This window comes from Snodgrassella sp. B3837 (assembly GCF_026535955.1).
GTDB classification, from domain to species: Bacteria; Pseudomonadota; Gammaproteobacteria; order Burkholderiales; family Neisseriaceae; genus Snodgrassella; species Snodgrassella alvi_E.
Map to the genome: position 1 here is coordinate 258,525 of NZ_JAFNPI010000015.1, position 12,260 is coordinate 270,784.

General features: G+C 42.6%; 9 protein-coding genes. 7 read left to right on the plus strand and 2 right to left on the minus strand.

All coding sequences use genetic code 11. The features are described from left to right. The first annotated feature begins 4 nt into the window (after window positions 1-4). The 4 genes from folC (at window position 5) to purF (ending at window position 4,676) form a co-directional block, all read left to right on the plus strand. Entirely contained in the window at window positions 5-1,309 is a 1,305-nt protein-coding gene (gene folC, locus J3U67_RS06365; RefSeq protein ID WP_267404333.1) for a bifunctional tetrahydrofolate synthase/dihydrofolate synthase, read from the plus strand. Between the two features lie 42 nt (window positions 1,310-1,351). After that, a complete protein-coding gene (locus tag J3U67_RS06370; RefSeq protein ID WP_267404335.1) occupies window positions 1,352-2,545 on the plus strand; it encodes an SPOR domain-containing protein in 1,194 nt (397 codons plus the stop codon). A gap of 15 nt (window positions 2,546-2,560) precedes the next feature. Beyond that, window positions 2,561-3,058, plus strand: coding sequence for a CvpA family protein (locus J3U67_RS06375; RefSeq protein WP_267390537.1), 498 nt, complete (start codon window positions 2,561-2,563; stop codon window positions 3,056-3,058). 82 nt (window positions 3,059-3,140) lie between these two features. Then, window positions 3,141-4,676: an amidophosphoribosyltransferase gene (purF, locus tag J3U67_RS06380; protein ID WP_100140299.1), complete on the plus strand. Its 1,536-nt coding sequence runs from the start codon at window positions 3,141-3,143 to the stop codon at window positions 4,674-4,676. 225 nt (window positions 4,677-4,901) lie between these two features. Here the strand turns inward: purF and J3U67_RS06385 are convergent, their stop codons facing one another. Together J3U67_RS06385 and J3U67_RS06390 are read right to left on the minus strand one after the other, a co-directional pair. Beyond that, window positions 4,902-5,972 (minus strand): zinc-dependent alcohol dehydrogenase family protein, encoded by a 1,071-nt coding sequence (locus J3U67_RS06385; RefSeq protein WP_267390535.1) that lies wholly within the window; start codon window positions 5,970-5,972, stop codon window positions 4,902-4,904. A 294-nt stretch (window positions 5,973-6,266) separates the two neighbouring features. Continuing rightward, the gene (locus J3U67_RS06390; protein WP_100140297.1) at window positions 6,267-6,848 is read right to left on the minus strand and encodes a ferritin-like domain-containing protein; all 582 of its coding nucleotides are present in this window, start codon (window positions 6,846-6,848) and stop codon (window positions 6,267-6,269) included. A 621-nt stretch (window positions 6,849-7,469) separates the two neighbouring features. Here J3U67_RS06390 and J3U67_RS06395 point away from each other — a divergent pair. The 3 genes from J3U67_RS06395 (at window position 7,470) to J3U67_RS06405 (ending at window position 12,084) form a co-directional block, all read left to right on the plus strand. Beyond that, entirely contained in the window at window positions 7,470-10,511 is a 3,042-nt protein-coding gene (locus J3U67_RS06395; protein ID WP_267390534.1) for a S8 family serine peptidase, read from the plus strand. A gap of 641 nt (window positions 10,512-11,152) precedes the next feature. Further along, on the plus strand, window positions 11,153-11,626 hold the full coding sequence (locus J3U67_RS06400) for a Panacea domain-containing protein (RefSeq protein ID WP_267390532.1): 474 nt from the start codon (window positions 11,153-11,155) through the stop codon (window positions 11,624-11,626). A gap of 32 nt (window positions 11,627-11,658) precedes the next feature. After that, window positions 11,659-12,084, plus strand: a complete 426-nt coding sequence (locus J3U67_RS06405) for a hypothetical protein (protein WP_267404337.1) — start codon at window positions 11,659-11,661, stop codon at window positions 12,082-12,084. Window positions 12,085-12,260 lie beyond the last annotated feature (176 nt).

Sequence of the window (12,260 nt, forward strand, 5' to 3'; positions counted from 1 at the left end):
AATAATGACAGAAAAATTTCATGCAACTGAATTAAAACGCTGGCTACAGCATCTGGAACAGGGTGTGACGGGCGGGCAGATTGATATGGGACTGACTCGTGTAGGTACGGTGCGGGAACGCATGGGACTACAACCGCATTGTCCAGTGGTTATTGTGGGTGGGACAAATGGCAAAGGTTCTGTCTGTGCCTATCTAACGCAGATTTATCGCGAAGCTGGCTATCGTGTGGGTACACTTACCAGCCCACACTTGCTGCGTTTTAATGAGCGAATCGCTATCAATGGGCAGCCGGTTGCGGATGAGCTGATAGTTCAGGCGTTTGAACGTATAGAGGCTGAACGTGGTAATACTGTACTAACTTACTTTGAATTCAATACACTGGCTGCAGTGGAAGTCTTTGACCAGCAGAAGGTAGATATTATGGTGCTGGAAGTGGGACTGGGTGGCCGGCTGGATGCAGTAAATGTATTTGATGCGGATGTGGCGGCGATTACCAGTATCGATCTGGATCATGAAGCCTATCTTGGCAATACGATAGAAAAAGTGGCGTTTGAAAAAGCCGGTATTATGCGTGGTGGCCGGCCAGTGATTTGTGCTCAGCTGCCGGTACCGGAAAGTTTAGCGGCACATGCTGAGGCAGTGGGTGCAGATTTACTGCTGCTTGGACGGGATTTTGATTATCATAAGCTGGAAATGCAGCAATGGTCATACCGTTTTCATCCCCAAAACAGTCAATTGTCTGTTGGAGAACATGCCCGCCATGCTCTGCCAATACCGGCTTTGCGAGGGAACTTTCAACTGAGTAATGCGGCCTGTGCGTTGACAGTATTGGAATGCTTGTCAGATCGTCTTCCGCTGGATATCGGTGCGATTAAACGTGGTTTGCTGCGAGTACATCATCCGGGCAGGTTTCAGGTATTACCCGGTCGGCCACTGACGATATTGGATGTGGGGCATAATCCTCATGCGGCACGGGCGTTGCGCAACAGCCTGATTACTTTACCGTATGCAGAGAAACGTCTGGCTGTTTTTAGTATGCTCGCTGATAAGGATATTGAAGGGGTACTGGAAATTGTGAAAGACCAGTTTGATAGCTGGTATATTGCGCCGCTGCATTTACCGCGAGGTCTGACAACAGCAGCGCTGGAAGAGAAATTTGCTCGCCAGCATATTTCGGCGATAACAACTTATGCTTCAGTAGCAGAGGCTTATCGTGCAGCTTTATCACAAGCGGGTGAGAATGATAGAATTGTGGTATTTGGTTCGTTTCATACCGTAGCAGAAATAATGGATTTGTCATCGTTGTAAATTTTAAAATCGAAACGAGCACGACAGAGGAGTGGATAACGCATGAATGCTCAGGAAAATTACGAACAGCTGAAACGGCGAAATCGGCGCCGTTTGGTCGGTGCACTGATTATGGTGGTGATTGCTGCTATTCTGCTGCTTGTTATGCTGAGCCGTCGTACTCCTCAGCCAGTACCAGCTCCACAGCTGGATATCAAAGCAGCTTCCGCTGCCAGACCGGCTAGTGCGGCTATGGATACACAATCTGCTTCTGCGGTGGTGCTGGAACCAGCAGCCAGTGCACCTGCTTTGCCGGTAACGGTGCCTGCCTCTGAGGTTGCTAGCATACCAGTTTCATCGGCAGCATCTGTACCGCCAGCTGAAAACCATGTTTCTAAAACGGCTGCAACGGTAGTGCCAGTTGTGCCGCAAGTGAAACCCGTACGTCCGGCGCCTCAGAAAGTAGAGGCAGAGAAAACTACAGTTAAGCCGGTTGTGCAACCAGCCAAAACCCTTACTGAACATAAATCACAGCCTGTGGAACAAAAACGGTTGCATCATGAAGAAGCTGTTGCTTCGCCTAGAATAAAACCGGCAGCTACTAGACCAGTAGAAGCTGCCGAGAAAAATCCGCCAGTGAGGGTGACAACTGTAACCAAACCTCGCACTCCAACGGAAACTGTTGAGAAACCAGCCAGTAAAGCGCCAGCCGCTGCGGAAAACAGAAAACAACAAACTGTAGGTAATACCACTGTGTCTTCAACAAAAACAGTTGTTGAAAGCGAAAAGAAAACCTCGACAGTAGCCAAAACACCAGTGAAAAATCCTGCTCCGGTCAAACCGGCTGCTATGCCTAAACAAAATAGTAATGCAGCAAGTGGCAAGAACAGCAATACTACGGGCAGACTGACGCCGCAACAGATATTGGAAAATAAAGCTGCTGCAGCTGTGAGCAGAAAGAGTACGACAGAGCAGAGCCGTAATAATAAAGCGCCTGTCGCCGCCACGAACAACAGCAAGGATGCGGTGGAGCGTACAGTGATTCAGATTGGTGCCTATACCACTGAAGCGCAGGCCAATCTGGTTCAGCAGCGTTTGGCAGTGGCCGGTGTGCCAGTGAGTATTACGACTAGCCAGACCAGTAAGGGTACGCTGTATCGGGTACGCAGCCGTGTTTACAATAGCCGCAGTCAGGCAATGCAGAATCTGGATAAAGTACATGCTGTTGGGCTGGATGGTTTGGTAATCGGTTTATAGGATATTGATACGGGCATGACACTGTTTGATTTTCTGGCTCTGGGCGTGATTTTGCTGACCACACTGGTAGCGATGATGCGCGGTCTGGTGGGCGAGATAGCCGCTTTATTATGCTGGCTGGTAGCCTTTCTCGGTGCCAAGATGTTGGCTGCGCCGGTAGCGGATATGGCTTTTCCTACGATGCAGCCCCGTGCGCTGGCTGTTGCTTTGTCTTTTGTACTGGTGTTTGGGGTGATGTGGATAGTGCAGCGACTATTTCGTGCGCTGATTACTTCCGCTTTGCAATCAATTGGTCTAGGTGGTGTCAACCGGATTTTCGGTGCCTGTTTTGGGGCGGTGAAAGGCGTGATTATTGTTACACTGGTGGTATTGCTGTGTGCTTTTACTGATTTACCCAAAACGCCAGCATGGCGTGATTCGGCTACAGCAGGTATGTTTGAGCAATTGGCTATGCTTGCGGTGCCGTACCTGCCGTCTTTTGTGGCTGAGAAGCTGAATTCGCCATCGGTATAAACGTATGAATTATCTGACTAAATACAACGCGCGTTTTTAATTACAAAACGCGCGTATTTATTTGTCTTAAATGGAGAGAATAATGTGTGGTGTTTTGGGTATTGTTGCGCATGAGCCGGTGAATCAGCTTTTATACGATGGTTTACAGATGTTGCAGCATCGCGGTCAGGATGCGGCTGGGATTGTGACAGCGGAAGGTACGATGTTTCATATGCATAAAGGCCGCGGTATGGTGCGTGATGTATTCCGTACCCGCAACATGCGTGAATTGGTAGGTAATGTTGGCATTGCTCATGTACGCTATCCGACGGCCGGTAATGCCAATTGTAGTGCCGAAGCGCAGCCTTTTTATGTCAATTCACCGTTTGGTATTGTGCTGGCACACAATGGTAATCTGACCAACACAGAAGAGCTGTTTAAGAATGTCTGCTTTACTGATCTGCGCCATGTGAATACGCGCTCGGATTCGGAAGTATTGTTGAATGTGTTGGCGCGGGAGCTGGAAAATCAGGTGGGTAATCGCACTACTTTGGCTCTTTCAGACATATTTGCTGCAGTGGCTGCACTGCACAAACGTGTGCATGGTGCCTATGGGGTGGTAGCTTTGATTGCAGGCTATGGTTTGCTGGCTTTCCGTGATCCGTTCGGCATCCGTCCGTTGTGTTTAGGGCAGAGGGAGCAGGATGGAAAAACTGATTATGTGGTGGCTTCGGAATCAGTGGTGTTTCCTAGTTTGGATTTTGAGCTGCTGCGGGATGTGGCTCCCGGGGAGGCGATTTTTATCAGCAATGAAGGGCAACTGTTTTCGCAGCAGTGTGCGCAGACACCTCATCTGATGCCGTGCCTGTTTGAATATGTGTATTTTGCCCGTCCTGATTCGGTGATTGACGGAGTATCGGTATATCAGGCCCGATTAAATATGGGTGTCACACTAGCGGAAAAAGTAAAACGTACGCTGAACTTGCAAGATATCGATGTGGTGATGCCGGTACCGGACACTAGTCGCCCTAGTGCGATGGAGCTGGCTCAACATCTAAATAAACCTTATCGCGAAGGCTTATTTAAAAACCGTTATATTGGGCGGACATTTATTATGCCCGGACAGTCGGTACGTAAAAAATCGGTACGGCAGAAACTCAATCCGATGAATTATGAATTCAGTGGTAAACGAGTTTTGCTGGTTGATGATTCGATTGTACGCGGTACCACAAGCCGCGAAATTGTAGATATGGTGCGGGAAGCTGGCGCTACTCGTGTGTACTTTGCTTCTGCTGCACCAGCGGTGCTGTATCCCAATGTCTATGGTATCGATATGCCGACGAGAGAAGAGCTAATTTCTTACCGGCGCAATGCTGAGCAGGTGGCAGCTGAGATTGGCGCCGATGGCGTGGTATTTCAGGATCTGGCTGATTTGCAAGCGGTGGTTTTGAAATTGAATCCGCACATTGAGGGTTTTGACAGCTCGTGTTTTGATGGTCGATATATTACTGGAGATGTGGATGAATCTTATCTGCAGCAGCTATCTACGCGTAAAAATACTCTGGCCACTTCTTTTGTGGTGCCTGGTGTGATTGAACACAGTGTTAGTGTACAGGAAGATGAGGATGACGAAGAATAGCTCAGCATTAGCGTACTTTTCCTCAGTATGTATTTGTGTTGCTATTTAGACTCGTTTAAGTATTTGCCGGTAGTACTTAGCAAAATGTGGTGATAGCTGCATTAAGTGACACGATACGTAAAATAATATTTATGTTATTTGTCTGTGATGTATGTGATAGTGAAAAGCAGCCATATGGCTGCTTTTTCGATAAAATTTTACTAGAGTGGTTGTTTAGCTGGCCGATCAGTAGTTAATGATGACTTTCATGGCTTTCTCATCTGCGGCATGCTTGAATACTTCATAAGCTTTTTCCAGTTCATTGAATTGGAAATGATGGGTAGCCAGTTTTTGCATCGGTAGTTTGCCTGAACAGCAGGTTTTCAGCAGCATGCCGGTGGTATTGGCGTTAACCAGACCAGTGGTGATGGTGAGGTTTTTAATCCATAGTTTTTCCAGCTCAAAATTAACGGACTGTCCGTGAACCCCAACATTGGCTAGATGACCGCCTTCTTTTACGATGCGCTGGCAGATATCCCATGTGGCTCCAAGTCCTACTGCTTCCATGGCACAATCTACACCTCGTCCACCAGTATATTCGAGTACACGTGCAACGGCATCTTCACGGGCAGAATTGATAGTCTGTGTAGCACCCAGTTCTTTAGCCATGTGTAAACGGTTATCGTCCATATCAATCATGATAATTTGGCTTGGCGTATATAGCTGTGCCGTTAACAGACAGCTCATACCGACTGGACCGGCACCAACAATGGCCACTGTATCGCCGGGTTTGACATCGCCGTACTGTACCCCGATTTCATGGGCAGTGGGGAGAGCGTCTGACAGTAGTACGGCGACATCTTCGTTCAAATCCGGTGGTAATCGATATAGTGAATTATCAGCAAAAGGAGTGCGTACATATTCAGCCTGTGTACCGTCAATCATATAACCCATAATCCAGCCGCCACCGCTCTGACAATGTGCATACAATTGTTTCTGACAGTTTTCACAAATTCCACAGCGGCTAACACAGGAAATGATTACTTTGTCTCCCTTTTTGAAATGCTTCACTGCGCTACCGGTTTCTTCAACAATGCCAATACCCTCATGTCCCAAAATCCGGCCGTTAAATGCTCCTTCTTTTTGAGTTGCTTTTTGTTCGATTTCAGGATTTTTGCCTTTCCAGATACCCAAATCCGTACCGCAAATAGTGGTTTTGGTTAAGCGGATAACGGCATCGGTGGGGTCGATAATTTTCGGTTTATCTCGTTCTTCAAAGCGGATATCGCCGGCACCGTAGTAGACCATTGCTTTCATGCTGCATCCTCCATAAAACCATTGAAAAAATCATCCTTTAGTATGGATGAATCATGTAATAACAAATTGTATTCCTATGATTTCTATACCACAATTTATTAGCCATCTAAAAGTTTATGTATGGCATATTATTAATCTGCCTCAAATAACGGCTATAGAGGCTTGGGTGATCTATATTTTATGAAAAGATATATAGTTTCTGCTTTGAATATTTGTAGGGCAGCATACAAGTGAAGTAGTTGCCATATATGCATAAAAAATCCGTGCCTGAGCACGGATTTTTTATGCAAACATTTAAATAATTTTGGCTGAAAGTGGTTTACCATCCAGACCTTCCATCATGTCGGACAATTCATCGGCATGGTCTTCTTCTTCAGCCAGAATGTGTTCGAGCAGACGTTTGGTGGTGGTGTCATAGTCGCCAACATACATGATGGTTTGGCGGTATAGGTCGATTACAATACGTTCTGCAATCAAGTCTGATTCCACCATTTCGCGCAAAGTTTCGCCTTCAACATATTCGGTGGGTGAGCGCTGGATGAAAACATCAGGATTCAAATCTGGCTCTCCACCCAGCTGGGTAATGCGTTCAGCCAGCATGGCAGCGTGTTTTTGTTCTTGTTCAGCGTGTTCCATGAATTCTTCTTTAACTGCATCCATAAACAGGCCGCTGGCCATATAGTAATGGCGTAAATAGCGCAGTACACACACCCATTCGGAAGCCAGCGCTATATTTAGCAGTTCAATTACTCTATCTACGTCAAGTTCATAGGTGGAGGTTACGGCTCCATCCTGATAATTTTTACGAGCATTGGTTCGTAATTCTTCAGTGGTACTGAATTTCACATCGCGTTTGAGTGGTTTGCGTTTATTCATTTTTATCTCCTTGCTGATATTAATTAATTTGTTTCTGGTACTTAGTGCTTCTTTTGTAAGGTAGCCGATTACATAAGTGCTTGTCTATGCAACTATTTTTAATATACGTAATAGTTAGGGGAATCTGATTGCATAACGTATATTTAATTGGATTTATTTTAAATAAATAATAAATAAAGTGAAAATTGTATAAATTATTCTGCATAATAATATTCTTAATCAATATCCAATAAAAATTGAATTTATTGTATTAACATATTGTTATGCATTTTTCTATGTAGAAAAAAATAGCAAAAGCTTGCCGTAATTTAATTACAGCAGAATAGCTTGATCAGTACAGAATATAAATTATTGTACTTTTATGATAGATAAGTTGCTCATTTTTATGAAATAAAATAACAACATAAATATGCAGAATATTAAATAAATAAAATTATATCTTATTTGGTTAATTAATACTTAATAAGGTAAATCGATATTTTAGGCATTGTATGATGCAGAAATGAAAAAATCTCATAACGGTTAACTGCATTTATTTTATTAAATTTTTAAAAAATAAGAATAAAAAATTGCATGAGCGTTTTGATTATTAATGCATTTAATACAGGAAGTGAGACGGTTATGAAACATTCTAAACTAATGCTTAAATCCCTAGTCATAGCTGTTTCTCTTGCCTTAACGGCTTGCGGTGGTGGCAGTGGTGGGGTTCATTCTAATTCTACAGAAACAGGTGGTGGCTCTGGCGGTGAGGATACTGGTAACGGCCATTCCGGCGGCGATGAAATCACGCCGAAACCACCATCAGATAAACCACCAGTGAATGATCCGCCATCTGAAAAGCCAACATCACCGGTAAAACCACCAGAGAAACCACCGGTAATTCCGCCAACAGATCAGCCGGATGTTCCTGATAATATTCCCATGCCTTCTGTGAATCCGTCCCAGCTAGACAGCAGTGAACAGGCTATTGCCATTCCTTTAAGTAAGAATCAATATACCAGAAGCAACAATGGTGAAGACAATACACAGGCCAATCGTCTGAATCTTAAGGATGCTCGTGATCAGGAGTTAGACGGAAGAGGCGTTAAAGTAGGAATTGTGGATTTGCCAGTCAGTCTGAATCATCCTGCTTTGCCAGACAATATTGTTGATTTAGGCCAATTTGGTACGGTATACAATGGTGAGGCCTATCCTCATGGCGATGCAGTTGCCCTGAATATAGCTGGCAAGGATGTACGTGGAAAAAAACTGGGCATTGCCCCCGCTGCGCAGATATATTCAGCCAGTGCTTCAGACAGTCGCGGAGCAGGCCAAATCAATATACAAGCTACCATCAAGGGATTTTATGCACTGGATAAAGCTGGTGTAAAAATCGTCAATAATAGTTATGGCACCAATTATGTGACCAATAAAGCGTGGTATATCTATGATGCCAAAAATTATCTGAACGCTGATAACCCAAAAATTAAACAAAATAGTTATATCGGCCAATTGCTTACGTTGGTAGAAGATGACATGCTGTTTATCTGGGCAGCGGGTAATGGCGGCTTAAATCAGCCTAGTATTCAATCATTATTGCCATTAGTAGAACCAGAGCTACAAAAGGGCTGGATTGCAGTGGCCGGAGTATCTGCTGATAACAAAATTGAAGATTACTCCAATCGATGCGGCGACGCTAAAAATTGGTGTATGGTGGCTTACTATCAGCCACAAACGGCCAATTTAAATGCCAAACCTGGTGAAGATATCAATGGATTACCGCTTACTACTACTTCTGGTACTTCTTTCTCCGCACCACAGGTTACAGCAGCAGCCGTACTGGTGAAACAGAAATATCCATGGATGAGCAATGATAATCTGCGCACCACTTTACTGACCACAGCTACAGATTTAGGTGCTAAAGGTGTGGATTCAGTTTATGGCTGGGGATTGCTGAATATCGGTAAAGCCGTAAATGGGCCGGCTCAGTTTGCCTTTGGTGATTTTAATGCCAATGTCAGCAGTGGCCAGTATATTTTCAGCAATGATATCAGTGGAACTGGCGGATTAATCAAGAATGGCAACGGTACATTGATTTTGACGGGCAGTCACAGCTATCAAGGTAATACCATCATTAATTCTGGAATGCTATCGCTGGATGGCAGCAGTCAGTCTGCGGCGAAAATTTCCAAAGACGGTACCTATCAGGTGCACGGTAGTACTGGAGCGGTGAATAATCAGGGTACGTTTGTCAGCCGCGATGCCACGATTAATGGAGACTACAGCCAGAGTGAAGAGGCAACATTTCAAACCAGTCTGGGCAGCAAAACAGCTATAAATGGTACAGCCAGTCTGGCTGGCCGGTTGTATTTCGACGGCCTGAAATCTAGCTTTGTGCCACAGACTGGTCTTCAAGTAGCAGTTATCAATGCGCAGAAGCGCGTAGGAGAATTCAGCCAAACTGCATTAGCGTCAGGAATATTACTGGACGGGAAAGCCAGTTATGATGGCGACAATGTGAATTTTGATGTAACGCGGATATCAGCACGGCAGGCGGTACAAAATAACGGTCTGTTAACGCGCAGCATAGCTGATCCGGCAATTGAGGCTGCAGCTGCAGCGATTGATACCAGCTTCAGCCAGCTAGACAAACTGTCGTCAGTAACAGGCACAGATGGTCCAACAGCAGAATTGTTTGCTGGTGCCAACCGGATTCAGAATGTCCAGACAGCAGAAACGTTACGGCGTTCACTGTATTCATTATCAGGTGCGGTATACAGCAATGCCAATGTAGTGAATACCCTGACACTGGGCAAGCTGAATACAGACTTTATGTCGTCTATCCGCAATGATAGCGCCGAACCGGCACTGATTATGGAATTTAACCATTCACAGAATCGGTGGAATCCAAGCGAAGTGCGCGGCAAGCAGAATAGCAACAGCGGTCTGATTGGTGTAAGCAGAAATTTTGGTAATGGTTGGTCAGGAGCAGCGGCATACAGTTTCCAGAATACAGACTGGAGTGAAAGAGATGGTAGTGCCGATATCAAGAGCAACGGCTTAACACTGGGCACCTTCTATGCGCCGGCCAACTGGCGGGGTGCGTACCTATCCGGTAGTTTAGGGTATAACCGCTATTCCAATGATGTTACCCGTGGCATATGGCTGGGCACAACCAGAGAGGATAGCGGAGCGAAAACGAAAGGTAATGTGTGGCAGCTGGCATTGAACGGCGGTAAAGCATTCGCTATGAAAGGTCTGACACTGACACCGCAGTTAGGTTTACGCTACGACTATCTGCAACAGAACAGTTTCAGTGAAGCCGGAGCAGAAGGATATGGCTTATATGGCAGAAAGCTAAACAAAGGCATAGTAACTGGCAGTGCCGGCTTAGTAGCTGAATATCTGTTTGATATAAGGGATATAGTGGCGAATATCTTTGGAGCAGTGGGTGTGGAGCATGATTTCAGAGACCGAGAATATGCCACACGAGGAGGATTTAGTGGAATTCATAGTGATGCAAGAGCGGGTAAATGGTCGTCAGCCAGAACACGCTGGAATGCAGCAATTGGTAGCAATGTACAAGTGAGCCGTAATGTGAGTGCTGGTATTCAGTATCAGTACGAGAATGGCAGTCACTGGCACAGTAATTCAGGGCGGGCAAATCTAAGAATACGGTTCTAGATACAAGTCAAACAGTGATTATCAAATGAGAATAGGGTTTTATTCGTTATGAAATCCTATTTTATTTATAACATATTTTTAATTAAAAAACAAAACTTAAGTTAAAATTAGAAATCTTATAATTTTATGATTAAAAAAATAAATTATTTAATACATTTATATAAATCATATATTAATTTAAAATGAATTTAAAATATTTAAAATTTTGTGAAAACTATACTATAATGAGAAGGATAAGAAATTATTGAATCTTTATAAGGTAAATGTTTTTCCACTAGAAAAACATAATCGATATTTTTTATAAATATTAATAATTTACATTCGGCTTTGAATGAAGATAACTTTAATCATGTCAGAAACAGAAAATAAAAAAAATTTTTTATGTGAAAATTGTTGTTTACGAGGATTTCTGTTATTGTTTTCAGCAGTTGTTGTATTAATACTCTCTATCGGTTTGATATATATTATGGGATCCCTTAAAACTTTTTCCCATATAAGTTGTTCTGAAGCTTGGTTGTATGGGATATATGTTGGTGGAAGCTTGTTATCCATATCAGTAATAATTTTGGGTTTATTACGGTATTTTTTATCTAAAAGGCATCAAGTTTTAGATAAAATTAACTGAATAAAAGGAACAAACCATGGCTTATCCAGTGAATGCTATAGTAAATACTTTATTAGATATGGCAAAAGAAAAACATATATCAGACATGACACCTATGAAGATACAAAAGCTAATCTATTTAGCACAAGTTTGGTATATAAAAATAACAAAAGAAGAGTTAATTGATGAGTCTTTTTATAGATGGACTTATGGACCAGTATTGCCCTCACTATATCATAATTTAAAAGGTTATGGTTCGTACCCTGTGACTAATAAATTGATAAGAATGGATTTACAAGGAAATATTATAGAAGATTATATTTCTGATCAGCCCAAAGACAAAAAAATACATGCATTATTAAATGAAATCTTAAATGTTTATGGTAACAAAACTGCAAGTCAGTTATCTAATTTAACTCATCAGAAAGGTACAGCGTGGACTGAAGGGGGTGGTGATAATGAAAGTATTATTACTAAAAAAGAAATGGAAGATGAAACATTATATAAATAAAAAAATATAAATTTTAGTATAGTGGGTTTTGCATGAATGATAATAATAGTTCATTAAATTCTTTTAATAACTTTGATAGTGAAATTACTAAAATAAAAGAAAATTTAGAAGAAGTAACTGAAAAAAAATTGGATAGTGTTAAGAGTGAAATTAAAAAAAACCCCACTAACGATGTCAAAAGTTTGGTTCAAGAAAAACATGATGAAGAAATAGCTAATAGTAAAGCTGATAGAGATCTTAGAGAACGGTACGGTTTTAAGGCATATAAGGTTGTAAAAAAGTCATTATGGGGTTGGGCTATTTTATTGACTCTTTATGCATTGTGTCGGTTTTTCTTTAATAAAGATTTGTTTTCAGATAATGTTCTGATTGCTATTACTTCTGCAACAACTTTAAATATTTTTGCCGCTTTCCTTGGCGTAATAAGGGGTCTATTTCCTGTCAATACTAAATCTTGAGATGACAAATAATTTTATCTGTTTATTGTAATTATAAATAAAAAAAAGAACCCAGCATTTAAATTTATAAGCCTGAATGTAGGAGAAAAGCTTATAAATAAAATCGCTGGGACAGGGAAATAAATAGCTTAGATATTGGATTTTATATTATCAAAATATCTATCTTTCGTCTACAA

Coding starts and splice junctions, on each gene's coding strand:
- folC (WP_267404333.1), top strand. CDS start 5: ATGACAGAAAAATTTCATGCAACTGAATTAAAACGCTGGCTACAGCAT.
- J3U67_RS06370 (WP_267404335.1), top strand. CDS start 1,352: ATGAATGCTCAGGAAAATTACGAACAGCTGAAACGGCGAAATCGGCGC.
- J3U67_RS06375 (WP_267390537.1), top strand. CDS start 2,561: ATGACACTGTTTGATTTTCTGGCTCTGGGCGTGATTTTGCTGACCACA.
- purF (WP_100140299.1), top strand. CDS start 3,141: ATGTGTGGTGTTTTGGGTATTGTTGCGCATGAGCCGGTGAATCAGCTT.
- J3U67_RS06385 (WP_267390535.1), bottom strand. CDS start 5,972: ATGAAAGCAATGGTCTACTACGGTGCCGGCGATATCCGCTTTGAAGAA.
- J3U67_RS06390 (WP_100140297.1), bottom strand. CDS start 6,848: ATGAATAAACGCAAACCACTCAAACGCGATGTGAAATTCAGTACCACT.
- J3U67_RS06395 (WP_267390534.1), top strand. CDS start 7,470: ATGAAACATTCTAAACTAATGCTTAAATCCCTAGTCATAGCTGTTTCT.
- J3U67_RS06400 (WP_267390532.1), top strand. CDS start 11,153: ATGGCTTATCCAGTGAATGCTATAGTAAATACTTTATTAGATATGGCA.
- J3U67_RS06405 (WP_267404337.1), top strand. CDS start 11,659: ATGAATGATAATAATAGTTCATTAAATTCTTTTAATAACTTTGATAGT.